The organism is Bifidobacterium sp. KRGSERBCFTRI, assembly GCF_025908335.1.
This window is the reverse complement of the sequence record NZ_CP109653.1, coordinates 1,700,592-1,718,210: the sequence shown is the minus strand read 5'-3', so window position 1 is coordinate 1,718,210 and position 17,619 is coordinate 1,700,592. Positions and strand designations below refer to the sequence as shown.

Sequence of the window (17,619 nt, the reverse complement as noted above, 5' to 3'; positions counted from 1 at the left end):
CAGTAAAATGTAGCGAGTGCCTTGAAGTGAGTTCAAGGCTTACTACGAGACGTCCAGGAGGACAAACACATGGCAAAGGAAAAGTACGAGCGTACTAAGCCGCACGTTAACATTGGTACCATCGGCCACGTCGATCACGGCAAGACCACCCTGACTGCAGCCATCTCCAAGGTGCTGCACGAGGAGTACCCGGATGTCAACCCGGAGTACGACTTCAACCAGATCGATTCCGCTCCGGAAGAGGCCGCCCGCGGTATCACCATCAACATCGCCCACATCGAGTACCAGACCGAGAAGCGTCACTACGCTCACGTCGACTGCCCGGGCCACGCCGACTTCGTGAAGAACATGATCACCGGCGCCGCTCAGATGGATGGCGCCATCCTTGTTGTGGCCGCCACCGACGGCCCGATGGCTCAGACCCGCGAGCACGTGCTGCTCGCTCGTCAGGTGGGCGTCCCGAAGATCCTCGTCGCTCTGAACAAGTGCGATATGGTCGACGACGACGAGCTCATCGAGCTCGTTGAGGAAGAGGTCCGTGACCTCCTCGACGAAAATGGCTTCGATCGCGATTGCCCGGTCATCCACGTGTCCGCTTACGGCGCACTGCACGATGACGCTCCGGACCACGAGAAGTGGGTTGAGCAGATCAAGAAGCTCATGGACGCCGTCGATGACTACATCCCGACCCCGGTCCACGATCTGGACAAGCCGTTCCTGATGCCGATCGAAGATGTCTTCACCATCTCCGGCCGTGGCACCGTGGTGACCGGCCGTGTCGAGCGTGGTAAGCTCCCGGTCAACTCCAACGTCGAGATCGTCGGCATCCGTCCGACCCAGACCACCACCGTCACCTCCATCGAGACCTTCCACAAGCAGATGGACGAGTGCGAGGCTGGCGACAACACCGGTCTGCTGCTCCGCGGCATCAACCGTGACCAGGTCGAGCGTGGCCAGGTTCTGGCTGCTCCGGGCTCCGTGACCCCGCACACCAAGTTCGAGGGCGAAGTCTACGTGCTGACCAAGGACGAAGGCGGCCGTCACTCGCCGTTCTTCTCCAACTACCGTCCGCAGTTCTACTTCCGTACCACCGACGTCACCGGCGTCATCACCCTGCCGGAAGGCGTTGAGATGGTGCAGCCGGGCGATCACGCTACCTTCGGCGTTGAGCTGATCCAGCCGATCGCTATGGAAGAGGGCCTGACCTTCGCAGTGCGTGAAGGCGGCCACACCGTCGGCTCGGGCCGTGTCACCAAGATCATCGAGTAGTTTCTACCCGACATCAAGACACGCTTGAATTAGCGTTTTAAAGAAACCTCCCAAGGATGCGAATCCGAGGGAGGTTTCTTTATATATGGAAGGGCAATGCTCCAAAGTATGCACGCCGTGGCATAATGAGCAAGGCTTTTTGTAAGCTTTTCCGTCAGATGAAGAAATAGGTGAGTTAATTTGGCACAGACTACCAATGACATCAAGAACGGTTCTGTTCTGAACCTCGATGGCCAGCTGTGGACCGTCATCAAGTTCCAGCACGTCAAGCCGGGCAAGGGCCCCGCCTTCGTGCGCACCACCATCAAGAACGTGCTTTCCGGCAAGATCGTCGACAAGACCTTCAACGCGGGCATGAAGATGGAATTCGAAACCGTCGACAACCGCAACCTCCAGTACTCCTATGAAGACGGCGACAACTTCGTCTTCATGGACATGACCACCTACGACCAGATCTTCATTCCGAAGACCCTGGTCGGCGACCAGGCCAAGTTCCTGCTCGAAGGCACCGACTGCGTCGTGTCCTTCCACGACGGCACCCCGCTGTCCGTCGAGCTGCCGGCTTCCGTCGTCCTGACCGTCACCCACACCGAGCCGGGCCTGCAGGGCAACCGTTCCAACGCCGGCACCAAGCCGGCCACCGTCGAAACCGGCGCCGAGATCCAGGTGCCGCTGTTCATCGGCGAAGGCGAGAAGGTCAAGGTGAACACCACCGACGGCTCCTACCTCGGCCGCGAGAACTGAGAGTAAGGACAGCGAAGTTTCATGGCACGTTCCACCGCTCGCAAGAGGGCTCTGAACACGTTGTATGAAGCGGATGAGAAGGGACAGGACATCCTGTCCCTTCTTGCTGAGCGCATCGAGCAGCCCGGCGCTCAGACCCCGCTGCCCGACTACGCCATCGAAATCGTCCGTGGCGTGGCGGAGCATATCGCCGCCATCGACGCCATGCTTGACGAACATTCCACCGGTTGGAAGGTCAAGCGCATGGGCGTCGTCGACCGCAATATCCTGCGCATCGCCGCATGGGAGATCATGTTCAACGATGATGTTCCCAACATGGTGGCCATCGATGAGGCGTTGAGCCTTGCCAAAACGCTGTGCGACGACGATTCGCCGGCGTTCATCCATGGTCTGCTCAGCGCGGTGAGCGCCGATGCGGAAGCCACTGAAGTGGCCGAACAACCGACCGAACCTTCGGCTGAATAAAGCCGAAAGTTAAGCGATTCGGCCGGGTCGCGAGTCCTAACCGGCCGCTATCCTTGGTACGAATACCTTGACTATAAGGGGGTTTTGGTGAACCAGTATGATTCCGAAGCCGTGATGTTTGACCCTCAGGATGCCGTTCTTGTTCTCGAAGACGGACAGGTGTATGTGGGCGAGCCATACGGCGCGATCGGCACGACCAGCGGGGAGATCGTTTTCGCGACCGGCATGACCGGCTACCAGGAAACGCTTACCGATCCCAGCTACGACCGTCAGATCGTGGTACAGACGTTCCCGCACATCGGGGACACGGGAATCAACGGGGAGGATCCGGAATCCTCCAGAATCTGGGTCGCAGGCTATGTGGTGCGCGATCCCAGCCCGAATGTGAGCAACTGGCGCGCCACCGGCAGCCTTGACGACGATCTCGAATCCAACCACATCGTCGGCATCAGCCATATCGACACGCGCAAGCTGGTACGCCACCTGCGTTCCGCCGGTGTGATGCGCGCGGCCATCTTCTCAGGCGACGCGCTGCTCGACGGTGACGGCAAACTGCGCACCATCGACTCCATGCTCGACGAGGTCAAGGCCACTCCGCAGATGAAGGGCATGAGCCTCTACGACGAGGTCAGCACCAAGGAAGCCTATACCATCGAACCCTGCGGCGAATTCGAAGGCAAGGAACCGCTGTTTACCGTGGCGGCCGTCGATCTGGGCATCAAGTCCATGACCCCGCATCGCATGGCCGAACGCGGCTGCCGCGTGCATGTGGTGCCGTCCACCATCACCTTCGACGAGCTCCAGTCCCTTAATCCCGACGGCGTCTTTTTCTCCAACGGTCCGGGCGACCCGGAACAGGCCGATTCTGAAGTGAATCTGCTGCGTCAGGTGCTCGACGCCGGATATCCGTTCTTCGGCATCTGCTTCGGCAACCAGCTGCTGGGCCGCGCGCTCGGCTTCGGCACGTACAAGCTCAAATTCGGCCACCGCGGCATCAACCAGCCGGTCAAGGATATGACCACCGGCAAAATCGAAATCACCGCGCACAACCATGGCTTCGCCGTGGATGCGCCAATCGGCGAAACCGTCGACGCGCCATTCGAGAACGGCAAATACGGCAAGGTGTTCGTCAGCCATATCGATTTGAACGATAACGTGGTCGAAGGCCTGCAGTGCGTCGATATCCCGGCGTTCTCCGTGCAATATCACCCGGAAGCCGCCGCCGGCCCGCACGATGCCGCATACCTGTTCGATCGTTTCGTTGATCTCATGCGTTCCGTCAAGGAGGGAACCCGCAATGCCTAAGCGCACAGACATCAAGTCCGTGATGGTCATCGGCTCCGGTCCGATCGTGATCGGCCAGGCCGCGGAATTCGATTATTCGGGCACCCAGGCCTGCCGCGTGCTGCGCGAAGAGGGCATTAGGGTCATTCTGGTCAATTCCAACCCGGCCACCATCATGACCGATCCGGAAATGGCCGACGCCACCTACATCGAGCCGATCTCCACCCCGATCCTCGAGCAGATCATCGCCAAGGAACGTCCTGACGCGTTGCTGCCGACGCTGGGCGGACAGACCGCGCTGAACGCGGCCATGGCGCTGGGCGAGGCGGGCGTGCTCAAGAAGTACAACGTCGAGCTGATCGGCGCGTCCCTTGACGCCATCGATCGTGGCGAGGACCGCGAACTCTTCAAGAAGGTCGTGGAGGAGGCTGGCGCCGAATCCGCCCGCTCCGACATCGCGCATTCCCTTGAGGAAGTCGACAAGATCGCCGAGAAGTTCGGCTACCCGCTGGTGGTCCGTCCGAGCTTCACCATGGGTGGTCTCGGCTCCGGCATCGCGCACGACGAAGACGAGCTGCACCGCATCGCCGGCGCCGGCATCCACTATTCCCCGACCGACGAGGTGCTGATCGAAGAAGGCATCGAAGGCTGGAAGGAATACGAACTCGAGCTGATGCGCGACAAGAAGGACAATGTCGTGGTCGTCTGCCCGATCGAAAACGTCGACCCGGTCGGCGTGCACACCGGCGACTCCATCACCGTGGCACCGGTCTTCACCCTGACCGACCGCGAATACCAGAAGCTGCGTGACATTGGCATTGCCATCATCCGTGGCGTGGGCGTCGACACCGGCGGCTGCAACATCCAGTTCGCCGTCAACCCGGACACCGGCCGTATCATCGTCATCGAGATGAACCCGCGCGTGTCCCGTTCCTCCGCGTTGGCTTCCAAGGCCACCGGCTTCCCGATCGCCAAGATCGCCACCAAGCTGGCCCTCGGCTACACGCTGGACGAGATCCAGAACGACATCACCCAGTCCACGCCGGCCAGCTTCGAGCCGACCATCGACTACGTGGTCACCAAGGTGCCGCGTTTCGCGTTCGAGAAGTTCCCGGGCGCCGATCCGACGCTGACCACCTCCATGAAGTCCGTCGGCGAGGCCATGGCTCTCGCGGGCAACTTCCAGGAGTCGCTTGGTAAGGCTATGCGCTCCATCGACAAGCGTCACATGGGCTTCAACTGGGATGGTGACAAGCCGTCCGAGGACGAGGTTTCCCAGCTGCTCGACGCCATCAAGGTGCCGACCGAGCACCGTTATCTGCAGATTCAGCGTGCCCTGTGGGGAGGCGCCACCGAAGAGCAGATCTTCGCGGCCACCAAGATCGACCCGTGGTTCATCCGCCAGTTCGCGCTCATCAACGAGACTGCGCTGGAAGTCAAGAACGCGGAGAAGCTCACCAGGAAGCTGCTGAAGAAGGCGAAGCTCGCCGGCCTGTCCGACCTGCAGATCGCGCACCTACGCCGTCTGGGAGACGAGGGCGAGAACACCATCCGTGAGCTGCGTTGGTCGTACGACCTCCGCCCGGTGTTCAAGACCGTCGACACTTGCGCCGCCGAATTCGACGCGGCAACCCCGTACTACTACTCCTGCTACGCGGATGAGACCGAGCTGCGTCCTCGCGACCGCGAGGCCGTGATCATCCTCGGCTCCGGTCCGAACCGCATCGGCCAGGGCATCGAGTTCGACTACACCTGTGTGCACGCCGTGCAGGAACTGGGCAAGAACTATGACACGATCATGGTTAACTGCAACCCGGAGACCGTGTCGACCGATTACGACATGTCCGACCGCCTGTATTTCGAGCCGCTCACCTTCGAAGACGTGCTCGAGATCTACGAGGCCGAAAAGAAGATGGGTCCGATCAAGGGCGTCATCGTCCAGCTCGGCGGCCAGACCCCGCTGTCCCTGGCCGCCCGACTGAAGGCCGCAGGCGTTCCGATTCTCGGCACCACGCCTGAATCCATTGATCTGGCCGAAAACCGTGAGCTCTTCGGCGAGGTGCTGAAGAAGGCCGACATGAACGCGCCGCGCTACGGCACCGCGCTGAGCCTGGACGAGGCCCGCGAGGCCGCGCACGCCATCGGATACCCGGTGCTGGTCCGTCCGAGCTACGTGCTCGGCGGCCGTGGCATGGAAATCGTCTACGACGACGCCCAATTGCGCAAGTACGTCGATCGCGCATTGAAGGAAGCCCAGGCCGACACCGTCGTGTCCGGCCGTCTGCCTTCGCCGCTGCTCATCGACAAGTTCCTGCAGGATGCCGTGGAAATCGACGTCGACGCGCTGTTCGACGGCGAGGAGCTGTATATCGGCGGCATCATGGAGCACGTCGAGGAAGCTGGCGTCCATTCCGGTGACGCCGCCTGCACCCTGCCTCCGAGCACGCTGTCCGATGACCAGATCCGTCGTCTGCGTGAAGGCACCTACGCCATTGCCAAGGGCTGTGGCGTGCAGGGCCTGATCAACGTGCAGTATGCCTTCATGGCCAACACTCTGTACGTCATCGAGGCCAATCCGCGTGCCTCCCGTACCGTGCCGTTCGCTTCCAAGGCCACCGGTGTGGCACTGGCCAAGGCCGCCGCCCGCATCATGGTCGGCGAAACCATCCAGCAGCAGCGTGACAACGGCCTGCTCCTGCCCCACGGCGACGGTGGCGACATCCATCGCGGCCAGCAGGTGGCCGTCAAGGAATCCGTGCTTCCGTTCAAGCGATTCCGCACTCCGCTCGGCAAGACCGTCGACGTGCTGCTCGGACCGGAAATGCGTTCCACCGGCGAGGTCATGGGCTTCGACCGCGACTTCCCGCACGCGTTCGCCAAGAGCCAGCTCGCCGCATACGAAGGCGGCCTGCCGACCAGCGGCAACGTGTTCATCTCCGTGAACGACACCGACAAGCGCCAGCTGCCGCTGTTCGCCGCGCGACTGGTCGAGCTCGGCTTCAACATCTGGGCCACCGAAGGCACGGCATCCGTGCTGCGCCGCTACGGCATCGATTCCAAGATCGTCGACAAGATCAGCGTGCGTATGGACTCCGATCCAGACGACCCGATCACCACCTACCATGCGGAGGGCAGCGTCGGCAAGAACGTCGTCCAGCTGATCGAGGAAGGCGCGATCGACCTGATTCTCAACACGCCGAACTCCCGCGGTTCCCGTTCCGACGGCTACGCCATCCGTTCGGCGGCTATCGCAGCCGACCTGCCGCAGTTCACCACCATGACGGAATTCTCCGCCGTGTTGATGGCTATCGAGGCGGTGCGCAATAATGATTATCAGATCATGAGTATTCAGGATCATTCCACGCAGCTGTTCGAATTGGAAAGCCGTGACTAATGATGAGTAGCCCCAGCAGTGAGGAAGTGAATGCCCAGCGTTCGGATTTCGGTCTGCGACTGAGCAATTCAATGGCCAAATACGGCCCGTTGTGCGTCGGCATCGACCCGCATCGGCAGCTCCTCACTGACTGGGGCTATAACGTCGACGCGTTGGGGGCGGAGCTGTATTCCATGCGCATGCTGCAGGCGGCCAATGGCCGTGCCGCAGCTGTCAAATTCCAGTCCTCCATGTTCGAGCGGTACGGTTCCAAAGGCATCGCCGCGCTTGAACGCGTGCTCTATGCGGCACGGCAGATGGGTGTCATCACCATCGTCGACTGCCTGCATGGCGGCCTGCCGACCACGATTTCCGCGTTCGCGGACGCCTATTTCAAGCCGGGCGCGCCATTGCTGGCAGACGCCATCACCCTGCTGCCGTATTACGGCGCACGGTCATTGGGAGGCGTCATCAATGACGCGCTCAACAACGGCAGGGGCGTGTTCATCGCATCGTTGACGTCCAACCAGGAAGGCGCCAGCCTGCAGACGGCGATTCGTCAGGCAGGCGAATACAAGGGCAAAACAGTGGCGTACGGCATCGCCAGCACTGCTCAGAAATTCAATAAGGGCAATGATGGAATGGGTTCCGTCGGCCTTATCATCGGCGCCACCATCGGGCAGTGGATCAACGATTCGGGCGTCGACCCGGCCAAGTTCACCGGACCGATTCTTTCCCCAGGCTACGGATGGCAGGGAGCGGAGACACGCGATCTGAAGACCGTGTTCAAAGGCACCAAGGGCAATGTGCTGGTCACGGTATCTCGTTCCATCGCCACGCACGGTCCCGACATCGCAAAATTGACCGAAGCCACCGCGTCGGTCGCCAGGGATATTCGGCAGGCATTGACCGAGGCTCAAAACGAAAGCGCCGATGATGCGGCTGATGGAGACGTCGAATAAATTCTTTTTCTGAATAGCTTCCTTTTTGGAAAACAAGACATAACCAAGAGTGGGGATGGAATGGCTGATTCTCAACATGGACGTTTGATTGTGCTCTGCGGACCCGCCGGAGTGGGCAAAGGCACTGTTCTGGGGCGCGTACGCGAACAGCACCCCGAAATCTGGCTGTCGGTGTCCGCCACGACACGCCAGCCTCGTCCGGGCGAAGTGAACGGCGTGAACTATTTCTTCATGACCGAACCTGAATTCCTGGCCAAAGAAAAGGCGGGGGAGTTTCTCGAAACCGCCGACGTGTTCGGCCTCGCCCACTACGGCACACCCGTGAAACCAGTCGTGGAACATCTGGAACGCAATATCCCCGTGGTCTTGGAAATCGACCTACAGGGAGCCCGGACGGTCAAACGGCGCGCGAAGGAACTCGGCCTCGAAGTGCTTACCGTGTTCATTGAGCCGCCGTCCTTCGAAGAACTGAAACGTCGTCTGATCGGCCGTGGCACCGAAACCCCTCAGCAGCAGGCCAAAAGGCTTGAGACCGCCAAGGTCGAGTTGGCCGCTGCGCCGGAATTCGACAAACGCATCGTCAATAACGTGGTCGACGAGGCCGCAGACGAGCTTTGGCATATCATCGCCGAAGAGTTCGGCCTGTAATCCGTCAATCCGACTATCCAGCCAATAAAAACCGGCATACGAAAAGGGCCTGCACGATTTCGCGCAGGCCCTTTTCGTATGTTTGAATCAGGCGAGACCGGACAGCTTGTCAATCAGCTCCGGATCACGGGTCGCTCCCTTGTCAGCGGAGCGGGCGAAGGCGGCGTAAGCCTTCAGAGCCTGAGAAACCTTGCGATCACGATGGGCGACATAGCCATCGCCGGCCTCCAGCTCGGCGCGGCGCTGAGCCAGCTCCTCGTCGGAAAGCTCGACGTTCACCGTACGGTTCGGAATGTCGATGTTGATGATGTCGCCGTTCTTGATCAGAGCGATCGGGCCCTTGTTCGCGGCCTCAGGCGCGATGTGTCCGATCGCCAGACCGGAAGAACCTCCGGAATAGCGGCCGTCGGTGAGCATGGCCACCTGCTTGCCGATGCCCTTGCCCTTCACGAAGGAGGTCGGGTACAGCATCTCCTGCATGCCCGGACCGCCCTTCGGGCCTTCGTAACGGATGACCAGAGCCATGCCCGGCTTCAACGTGTCGTTGAGGATGACCTCGATGGCCTGCTCCTGGGATTCGACGACCAGCGCCGGTCCGCGGAACGTCCAGATCTCCTTCGGCACGCCTGCGGTCTTCACCACGCAGCCGTCAGGCGCGAGGTTGCCGCGCAGCACGGCCAGACCGCCTTCGGTGACCGCCGGATGGTCGATATCGTGGATGGCGCCGTTGACACGGTCACGATCGAGCGAATCGAACAGCGTGGTGTGCGTCCACGGTTCAGGGGAGACGATGTGGCCCGGAGCGGCCAGATACATCTGCTTGGCTTCCTCGGTGCAGGTGTCGCGCATGATGTCCCAGTCGTTAAGCTTGTCTTCCAACGACTTGTAATCAATGGAATGCACGTCGCGGTGCAGCTTGCCGGCACGGTCAAGCTCGCCGAGGATGCCGGTGATGCCGCCGGCGCGGTGCACGTCGGAAATCTCCCATTCGCCGGACGGCGACGCCTTGCAGATGCACGGCACGGTGTGGGAGATACGCTCGATGTCATCCAGTGTGAAGTCCACGTCGGCGGACTGCGCCATGGCGAGGATATGCAGCACGGTGTTGGTGGAACCGCCCATGGCCACATCCATGGTCATGGCGTTCTCGAAAGCCTTCTTGGTGGCAATGGAACGCGGCAGCACGGAATCGTCGTCATCGTCGTAATACTGCTTGGCGATCTTCACCACCTGCTCGGCGGCGCGCTTGAACAGGTCCTTGCGGTAGGAATGGGAGGCCAGAATGGTGCCGTTGCCCGGCAGAGCCAGACCGATGGCCTCGGTCAGGCAGTTCATGGAGTTGGCGGTGAACATGCCGGCGCAGGAACCGCAGGTCGGGCAGACGGTCTTCTCGTAGGCGAGCAGATCCTCTTCGTTCAGATTGTCATCGGCGGAGGCGTACATCACGTCGATCAGATCGGTGTTCTTCTTCACGGTGCCGTCGGGCAGCACGGTGGTGCCGGCCTCCATCGGACCGCCGGAAACGAACACGGTCGGAATGTTGAGTCGCAGCGCGGCCATCAGCATGCCCGGCACGACCTTGTCGCAGTTCGGGATGCAGATCAGCGCGTCGGCGCAGTGCGCGTTCACCTGATATTCCACGGTATCGGCGATGATGTCGCGGCTCGGCAGGGAGTACAGCATGCCGGTGTGGCCCATGGCGATGCCGTCATCAACGGCCATCGTGTTGAACTCGCGCGGAATGCCGCCGGCTTCCTTGATGGCATCGGAAATCAGACGGCCCACTTTGTTCAGGTGCACATGTCCCGGCAGGAACTCGTCGAAGGAATTGGCGATGGCGATGATCGGCTTGCCGAAATCCTTGCCATCCACACCGGCGGCGCGGTAGAGGGCGCGAGCGCCCGCGAATACTCGTCCATTCATTAGTTTTGCAGATCGCATTTCCATGCCTCCTATTGTGCTGGCTAAACGGGACACGTGTTTTGTCAAGAGTCACTATGTGGAAATTTTCGGAAAACCGTGTGATTCCCTTACAGGTTGGATAACTACGCTGGTGGAGAAGGCCTGTGGGAGAGGCAAGGTTGAGGTCCAGTGGATTGCCTATACTAATGATTTTGGAAAAGAAGCTTTTGGCTTATCTGATGATTTGGAGATAATCACTATGGCATTCGGCACTGAGCCAACCCCGACCGGTCTTGCGGATCCGCCGATCGACGATTTGATGGAGCATGCGGACTCCAAGTACGCTCTGGCCATTTTCGCGGCCAAGCGTGCCCGCCAGATCAATTCCTATTTCACCCAGCTCAATGAGGGTCTGCTGCAGAACGTCGGCCCGCTGGTGGAATACCAGAATCAGGAGAAGCCGCTGTCCATCGCGTTCCGCGAGATCAACAGTGGTCTGCTTGAGGAAACCCTTGGTGAGGACGATCTGACCGAAGGCAACTGATCTACACGGTTCCCATAGAGGGACTGGCATCATTTTTCATTCGCCCCGATACCTGAGCGGTGCGCTTTGAATAGTCAACAATTAACTATTGATTGCGTCTGTGAAGGACGGGGCGTTTTTCGTGGGCGATCACAGGATGCGAACGGTTGGGTGTTCGCGAAAGGAGCAGCCGTATGGCTGAATTGAAGTTGATTTCCGCCGAGTCGGTGACGGAGGGCCATCCGGATAAGGTCTGCGACCAGATTTCCGATGCGATTCTCGACGATATGCTCGCGCAGGATCCGCATTCCCATGTCGCCGTGGAGACCTGCGCCACGGTCGGACAGTTCTTCGTGTTCGGTGAGGTGACCAGCGAAGGCTATTCCGACATCCAGAACATCGTGCGCTCCGTGGTGCGCAATATCGGCTACACCAGCTCCCGCGTGGGACTTGACGCCGATTCCTGCGGTGTGACGGTGTCGCTTACCGAGCAAAGTCCGGAAATCAACCAGGGCGTTGCCCGGTTGAGTGGCGAGGAGGAGTCGAAGGCGTCCCGTGAACAGCGGTATGAGGCGCAAGGCGCGGGCGACCAAGGCGTGATGTTCGGCTATGCGTGCGACGAGACCGACGTGCTTATGCCGTTGCCGATTCATCTGGCGCACCGTCTGGCGTATCGTCTCGCCGAAGTGCGCAAGAGCGGTGAGGTGCCGCATCTTCGTCCGGATGGCAAGACGCAGGTGACCATCGAATACGACGACGATGACCATCCCGTGCGTCTCGACACCGTGCTGGTCTCCACCCAGCACGACCCGGAAGTGGACCAGGCATGGCTTAAGGAACAGCTCACCGAACATGTGATCCGTCCGGTGCTGGATGACGTGCTCGCCGACCGTGTGGCCCACGACGAATACCGCGTGCTGGTGAATCCGACCGGCTCGTTCATCCTTGGCGGTCCGGCAGCCGACGCCGGTCTGACCGGCCGCAAGATCATCGTCGACACCTACGGCGGCGCTGCCCACCATGGCGGCGGCGCGTTCTCCGGCAAGGATCCGAGCAAGGTGGATCGTTCCGCGGCCTATGCGGCACGCTGGGTGGCCAAGAACATCGTGGCCGCCGGCCTTGCCCACAAGGTCGAGGTGCAGGTCGCCTACGCCATCGGCGTGGCCGATCCGGTGTCCATCAACGTGGAGACCTACGGCACCGAGATCGGTGTGACCCGCGAGCAGATCCAGCAGGCGGTGCGCAAGGTGTTCGACCTGCGTCCCGCCGCCATCATCGACGAGCTTGACCTGAAGCGTCCGATCTACTCCAAGACCGCGGCCTACGGCCATTTCGGTCGCGAGGATGCCGACTTCACTTGGGAAGCCACCAACAAGGTCGACGAACTCAAGGAGGCCATCAAGGCTTGAAAACGCGGCCGACGTCCTACGATGAAACAGGCGTCGGCGCATGCGTTACCCTTGCATTATGACCAATGAGGATGCCGAGCAGCTGGCGCTTGACGGGCTTGCCCCGCGCAAGCGGCGCAAACGCGCGCCCGCCGTCAAAACGCCAGCCGCCGAACATCCCATAGCCCAAGTGGTGCTGGACATCCAGGCCACGCATCTGGGACAGACCTTCGACTATTTCGTCGAGGAAAAATACTCTGCGGCCGCCCAACCCGGCGTGATGGTGCGCGTCCGCTTCGGCGGGCAGCGGGTCAACGGCATCATATGGAAACGCGCCGATACCAGCGCCACACCCGAATCATCGATACGTTACATCGAACGTGTGGTCACCGACCGTGTGCTCGTTCCCGAATCCATGCGCGACGATATGACGCGCATCGCGGACGCGTTCGGCGGCACGCGCGCCAATATCCTCCGCCTGGCAGTGCCGCCGCGCGTGGCAAAAGTCGAAAGCCAGCTGCGCGTCGGCAATCGCGATGCCGCAGGAACCGCGGCGGGCAAACAACGGCTCACCGCCGTCGACCAGGAGATATACGGCCAGTTGCAACGTCAATACGGCAACATCAATCTGCTGCATGACGCGCTGCAAGGCAGACGTTTCCAATCGTTCGTCTTCGACCTGCTACCCGGTGCCGACCATTGGCGGCGCTGCGCGGCATGGATGGTGGCCGCGGCGCTCGCTCAGAACAAGCCGGCGGTGCTGGTGCTGCCGACCATGCGGGAGATCGCCGACATGACTGAGACCCTACGGTCGGTCGGCTTGAAACCGTTCGCTCCGACCGGAGCCGCGAACGGCGTCTATGACGGCGATTTCGCGGTGCTCAACGCGCAGATGGCGCCAGCCGACCGTTACCGGGCATATCTCGCGATCAGCTGCGGACAAGTGCGTTGCGTGCTGGGCACGCGCGCCGCCATGTACGCGCCGGTGGAAGGCAACGCGCTGTTCCTCATCCTTGATGACGTGTGCTACCAGGACGCCGACGGCATGATGCCGTACGCCAACGCGCGCGGTGTGCTTCGGCTCCGCGCGAAATCGCATAACGGCGTGTTCGTCGCGATGGCCAATGCGCGCAGCGCGCAAAGCCAATGGGAAACCGACGCGGCGCACGTCGGAGATACGCAGGTGAGCGGCTTCAGCACGCCCATACACGCGTTGCCGGCCGTGACCAAGGAAGCGTCTCCATGGATTCGCTGGCTCAATCGCGACGAGCTGGCACGACTCGCCGATCCGACCATCGGCGCACGCGTGCCACACACCGCGGTCCGGATACTGTCCAAAGCTTTGGAAACCGGTCCGGTGCTGCTGTCCATACCGCAGGACGGCATCACCGAAGCGTTAAGCTGCTCGAAATGCCACCGCCAAGTGCGATGCGCGCGTTGCACGGGACCATTGGAACGGTTGGCGGACGGAACGATTCGATGCCGCTGGTGCGGCGCCGCCACCGTGCAATGGTCATGCCCGACATGCCATAACGAGCGCATGCGCGTGGTCAGGGTCGGCGCCGCCGGAACCGCGATGGAACTGGCCAGACTGTTCCGTGGCGTGCCGATGGTGCTGTCCACGCCAAGCCAGCCAAGAGGCGTCGTGTCCGATATCGGATTCGCTCCGCAACTGGTCATCGCCACGCCCGGCGCGGAGCCGCGTGTGCGCGGGGAGAGTCCGGCACAATGCGAATACCGTGCCGTGGCCATCCTCGACGCGTGGACCAGTTTGTATGCGTCCGGCATCGACGCCGATGTGGACACGTTGACCGGATGGATGCGCGCGGTGTCGCTGTGCGCGCCGCGGACCCGTGGAGGACAGGCGCTGCTGATCGGGGAAACAGATCCCGTGCTCGCACGATCGTTGATGCTGTGGAATTCGCCGATGCTTGCCCAAGTCGAAGTGGAGGACCGCGCCCAGACCGCGCTGCCGCCGGTATTCGCCGCGGCCTGCGTGTGGGGCCGACGAGATGCGGTTGGGACGATGTTGAAACGAATCGGCGCGTTGGCCGGTGGCGACATGGCCACCATCGACACGATCGCCGGTACGATGCCGTCCGTCTTGGGTCCGGTGCCGATTCCGCAGCCACGCACCATCGATTCACGTGAATTGGAAGGCACCGCGGACAGGGTCAAAGCAGTCGTGCGCGTCCCACAGGGCAGACGTGCCGAATTGGCGTTGCGGCTGCGTTCGGCAAGCGCCCGCCACGTGGCTTCACGCGAACCTGGGGAACTGCGATTCCAGATGGATCCGAAGGAACGCATCTGACGGACGTCCCCTCAACGTGAAACACTGGAACGACTGATGACGTTGACGTTAGGAATGGAGAAACGCATGAAAGGCTGGCCGGGAGAGCCGCAAATGGAATATGACGTGCTTATGGCCGACGGCAACGCCGCTGCGAACGCCGGCCGGCAGATCACCGACGTGATCTTCGATTTCGGCAACGTGCTTATCTATTGGGATCCGGCGGCGGTGATGACCCCACGGTACTCGGACGGACTGGTGGAACAGTTCCTCGACAATGACGTCTCCGGCTTCTACGACATCAACAACGAACTGGACGCCGGCATGTCCAATGACGATGGCGTGGCTCTGATGCGTGAACGCCACGGAGACCAGTGGGCCGATATGATGCGGTACTATCTGGACAATTTCGTCGATTCGCTGACCGGCGTGGTGCCAGGCGCGCGCGTGCTCATCAACGATCTGAAAGCAGCCGGCGTCCACGTATGGGGCTTGAGCAACTGGCAGAAGGACCTGTTCCCGGTGGCGCTCGACCATTACGACATTCTGTGCAGTCTTGAGGACCGCGTGGTGTCCGGTTACGTGGGACTGCGCAAACCGCACCGCGATATTTACGATTACGCTCTAAAACAGTTCGGCATCGACGCTTCCGGCGCGCTGTTCGTGGATGACAAGGCGATGAACATCGTCGGCGCGAACGAAGCCGGCATTCGCGGCGTACGGTTCAAGGATGCCCGCGCGTTGCGCACCCTGCTGATCGACGCGGGCGTGGCGATTCCCGCGGTACATGAAAAATAACGACATACGCAGATTAGACAGACGGTTGTGCTTGCGGTCGCTATGCGGGATCGACGCATACGGTCGCATGCATTGATGGATATGAAAGGTGAGGAGATTCGTCTCATGTTGAAAGTGCTGTTCGCAGGTACGCCGGATGTGGCGGTGCCGTCGTTGAAACTATTGGCCCAGGATACCGAGCATTTCGAAGTGGTGGCCGTGCTCACCAGGCCGGACGCGCCAACCGGACGAGGTCGCAAACTGGTGGCGAATCCAGTCAAGCAGGCCGCGCTCGAACTCGGTCTGCCGGTCATCGAATCCGATCCGAGCGAGGAAACGTTCGTGTCCGAGCTTGCGGCCACCGGCGCACAGGCCGCCGCTGTGGTGGCGTACGGCAAGATCCTGAAGCAGGACGTGCTCGACGCGCTGCCGATGGGCTGGTACAACCTGCATTTCTCCCTGCTGCCCCAATGGCGTGGCGCCGCTCCGGTGCAACGTTCCATCTGGGCGGGGGAGAAGGTGACGGGCGCCACCGTGTTCCGTATCGTCCGTGCCATGGACGCCGGCCCGATTCTGGCGCAATCCACCGTGGAAATCGGCGCGCACGAGACCGCCGGAGAATTGCTGGGACGTTTGGCCGAAGACGGCTCGCATCTGCTCGCAGCCTCGTTGCAGGCGCTGGCCGATGATCAGATCGCACCGGTGGAACAGCCTGCCGGAGCGTATGAGGTCGCGCAGAAGATCACCGTGGAGGACGCGCATATCCGCTTCGACGTGCCGGTATTCGCCGCCGACCGCCAGATTCGCGCATGCACGCCGAATCCGGGAGCCTGGTGCGAACTGCATGCCCATGCGGACGCCGAACCGGCGACCCTGCACGTATTGCGCGCGCAGCCGGCCGACATGTCCAATCCGAACGCACCGGCATCGCTTGAACCCGGCCATATCGTGGCCGGCAAGAAGAACGTGTGGGTCGGCACCTCCACCGAGCCGCTCGAGCTGCTGGAAGTTAAAGCGCAAGGCAAGAAAGCCATGCGCGCCGCCGACTGGGCCCGTGGCGCCCACCTCGATAACGCCTTCTGTGAGTAAGATTTTTGTTTCTACTGTAAGTATGTGAGTGGCTGCGGCGTCCGCGACCGGCGGGCGGCATGCATTGACGACACGCTCCGGGCCGCTCAGGCCAAGTCTTTACGGTCTTACAACGCATGCCGCCCACCGGTCGCTCGTAGGTGCGGAAAAGTTATTTGAGATAATCGAGGATTTTCGCCAGATCACGTTCATTGAGCCGGTGCGGAGCATCCTCCTGCACTTTCGGTTTGGCGCAGAACGCCACGCCAAGACCGGCCGCATGAATCATCGGCAGATCGTTCGCGCCGTCGCCAACCGCAACGGTCTGCGCCATATCGATGCCCATCCGCGCGGCCCACGCGCGCAACGATTCCAGCTTCGTATCCTTCGTGACGATATCGCCCAGCACGTGTCCCGTCAGCCTGCCATCGGCAGCCTCCAAACGGTTCGCAATCCAATAATCGAGATGCGCATCGGCCGCGAGACGGTCCACAACCTCGTGAAAACCACCGGAGACCACGCCGACCTTCCAATCATGCGCGTGAAGCGTGTCAATCAGTTCAAGCGCGCCATGCGTGAAATGCACTCGATGGTAGACCTCATCGAAAATCGTGGTCGGCAGACCCTTCAATAACGCCACGCGTGCGCGCAGCGCCTCGCGGAAATCAAGCTCGCCGTTCATGGCTCGAGCGGTGACGGACGCTATCTGCTCGCCGACTCCCGCGGCCACGCCAAGCTCGTCGATGACCTCTTCGTCGATCAACGTGGAATCCACATCCATCACCAGCAGTCCGGGAGTGGACAGCGTGGGCAGGGATGCCATGGATGCGATGTTCGGCGTTTCTTGTTCAAGCATGGTTCCGATTGTCGGAAATCATTAGGACAATGGGTATTCTTGAGGGTTGAACGTGTTGGAAAGCGAGGTC

At 61.2% G+C, this 17,619-nt stretch carries 14 protein-coding genes; 12 read left to right on the top strand and 2 right to left on the bottom strand.

What is annotated here, in order from left to right:
- Positions 1-69: 69 nt before the first annotated feature.
- The 7 genes from tuf (at position 70) to gmk (ending at position 8,745) form a co-directional block, all read left to right on the top strand.
- Positions 70-1,269, top strand: coding sequence for an elongation factor Tu (tuf, locus tag OGI63_RS07330; RefSeq protein ID WP_003808607.1), 1,200 nt, complete (start codon positions 70-72; stop codon positions 1,267-1,269).
- 180 nt (positions 1,270-1,449) lie between these two features.
- Entirely contained in the window at positions 1,450-2,013 is a 564-nt protein-coding gene (efp, locus tag OGI63_RS07325; RefSeq protein WP_003808611.1) for an elongation factor P, read from the top strand.
- 21 nt (positions 2,014-2,034) lie between these two features.
- Entirely contained in the window at positions 2,035-2,478 is a 444-nt protein-coding gene (nusB, locus tag OGI63_RS07320; protein WP_003808612.1) for a transcription antitermination factor NusB, read from the top strand.
- Positions 2,479-2,592: 114 nt separating this feature from the next.
- Positions 2,593-3,783, top strand: a complete 1,191-nt coding sequence (carA, locus tag OGI63_RS07315) for a glutamine-hydrolyzing carbamoyl-phosphate synthase small subunit (protein WP_011742979.1) — start codon at positions 2,593-2,595, stop codon at positions 3,781-3,783.
- Positions 3,776-7,156, top strand: coding sequence for a carbamoyl-phosphate synthase large subunit (gene carB, locus OGI63_RS07310; RefSeq protein WP_038444281.1), 3,381 nt, complete (start codon positions 3,776-3,778; stop codon positions 7,154-7,156). Before carA ends, carB begins: the two co-directional genes overlap by 8 nt.
- 2 nt (positions 7,157-7,158) lie before the next feature.
- Positions 7,159-8,097, top strand: coding sequence for an orotidine-5'-phosphate decarboxylase (pyrF, locus tag OGI63_RS07305; protein WP_113736325.1), 939 nt, complete (start codon positions 7,159-7,161; stop codon positions 8,095-8,097).
- A 60-nt stretch (positions 8,098-8,157) separates the two neighbouring features.
- Positions 8,158-8,745, top strand: a complete 588-nt coding sequence (gmk, locus tag OGI63_RS07300; RefSeq protein ID WP_011742981.1) for a guanylate kinase — start codon at positions 8,158-8,160, stop codon at positions 8,743-8,745.
- Positions 8,746-8,832: 87 nt separating this feature from the next.
- Here gmk and ilvD read toward each other — a convergent pair whose 3' ends face one another.
- Positions 8,833-10,692 carry a dihydroxy-acid dehydratase gene (gene ilvD / locus OGI63_RS07295; RefSeq protein WP_003808620.1) on the bottom strand — a complete coding sequence of 620 codons (1,860 nt, stop codon included), beginning with the start codon at positions 10,690-10,692 and terminating at the stop codon, positions 8,833-8,835.
- 214 nt (positions 10,693-10,906) lie between these two features.
- On the opposite strand from ilvD, the gene rpoZ reads away from it, so the two are divergent.
- The 5 genes from rpoZ (at position 10,907) to fmt (ending at position 16,714) form a co-directional block, all read left to right on the top strand.
- Positions 10,907-11,191 carry a DNA-directed RNA polymerase subunit omega gene (gene rpoZ / locus OGI63_RS07290; RefSeq protein WP_011742982.1) on the top strand — a complete coding sequence of 95 codons (285 nt, stop codon included), beginning with the start codon at positions 10,907-10,909 and terminating at the stop codon, positions 11,189-11,191.
- A 173-nt stretch (positions 11,192-11,364) separates the two neighbouring features.
- Positions 11,365-12,579: a methionine adenosyltransferase gene (gene metK, locus OGI63_RS07285; protein WP_011742983.1), complete on the top strand. Its 1,215-nt coding sequence runs from the start codon at positions 11,365-11,367 to the stop codon at positions 12,577-12,579.
- A 58-nt stretch (positions 12,580-12,637) separates the two neighbouring features.
- A complete protein-coding gene (locus tag OGI63_RS07280) occupies positions 12,638-14,869 on the top strand; it encodes a primosomal protein N' (RefSeq protein ID WP_011742984.1) in 2,232 nt (743 codons plus the stop codon).
- A 66-nt stretch (positions 14,870-14,935) separates the two neighbouring features.
- Complete coding sequence (locus OGI63_RS07275) at positions 14,936-15,646, top strand: HAD family hydrolase (RefSeq protein WP_011742985.1); 711 nt, start codon at positions 14,936-14,938, stop codon at positions 15,644-15,646.
- A gap of 105 nt (positions 15,647-15,751) precedes the next feature.
- Positions 15,752-16,714: a methionyl-tRNA formyltransferase gene (fmt, locus tag OGI63_RS07270; RefSeq protein WP_011742986.1), complete on the top strand. Its 963-nt coding sequence runs from the start codon at positions 15,752-15,754 to the stop codon at positions 16,712-16,714.
- A 151-nt stretch (positions 16,715-16,865) separates the two neighbouring features.
- Here the strand turns inward: fmt and serB are convergent, their stop codons facing one another.
- A complete protein-coding gene (gene serB, locus OGI63_RS07265; RefSeq protein WP_011742987.1) occupies positions 16,866-17,549 on the bottom strand; it encodes a phosphoserine phosphatase SerB in 684 nt (227 codons plus the stop codon).
- Positions 17,550-17,619 lie beyond the last annotated feature (70 nt).

What these genes read in the sequence shown, in the direction of transcription:
- tuf (WP_003808607.1), top strand. Translation starts at nt 70, where the DNA reads ATGGCAAAGGAAAAGTACGAGCGTACTAAGCCGCACGTTAACATTGGT.
- nusB (WP_003808612.1), top strand. Translation starts at nt 2,035, where the DNA reads ATGGCACGTTCCACCGCTCGCAAGAGGGCTCTGAACACGTTGTATGAA.
- carA (WP_011742979.1), top strand. Translation starts at nt 2,593, where the DNA reads ATGTTTGACCCTCAGGATGCCGTTCTTGTTCTCGAAGACGGACAGGTG.
- carB (WP_038444281.1), top strand. Translation starts at nt 3,776, where the DNA reads ATGCCTAAGCGCACAGACATCAAGTCCGTGATGGTCATCGGCTCCGGT.
- pyrF (WP_113736325.1), top strand. Translation starts at nt 7,159, where the DNA reads ATGAGTAGCCCCAGCAGTGAGGAAGTGAATGCCCAGCGTTCGGATTTC.
- gmk (WP_011742981.1), top strand. Translation starts at nt 8,158, where the DNA reads ATGGCTGATTCTCAACATGGACGTTTGATTGTGCTCTGCGGACCCGCC.
- ilvD (WP_003808620.1), bottom strand. Translation starts at nt 10,692, where the DNA reads ATGGAAATGCGATCTGCAAAACTAATGAATGGACGAGTATTCGCGGGC.
- rpoZ (WP_011742982.1), top strand. Translation starts at nt 10,907, where the DNA reads ATGGCATTCGGCACTGAGCCAACCCCGACCGGTCTTGCGGATCCGCCG.
- metK (WP_011742983.1), top strand. Translation starts at nt 11,365, where the DNA reads ATGGCTGAATTGAAGTTGATTTCCGCCGAGTCGGTGACGGAGGGCCAT.
- OGI63_RS07280 (WP_011742984.1), top strand. Translation starts at nt 12,638, where the DNA reads ATGACCAATGAGGATGCCGAGCAGCTGGCGCTTGACGGGCTTGCCCCG.
- OGI63_RS07275 (WP_011742985.1), top strand. Translation starts at nt 14,936, where the DNA reads ATGAAAGGCTGGCCGGGAGAGCCGCAAATGGAATATGACGTGCTTATG.
- fmt (WP_011742986.1), top strand. Translation starts at nt 15,752, where the DNA reads ATGTTGAAAGTGCTGTTCGCAGGTACGCCGGATGTGGCGGTGCCGTCG.
- serB (WP_011742987.1), bottom strand. Translation starts at nt 17,549, where the DNA reads ATGCTTGAACAAGAAACGCCGAACATCGCATCCATGGCATCCCTGCCC.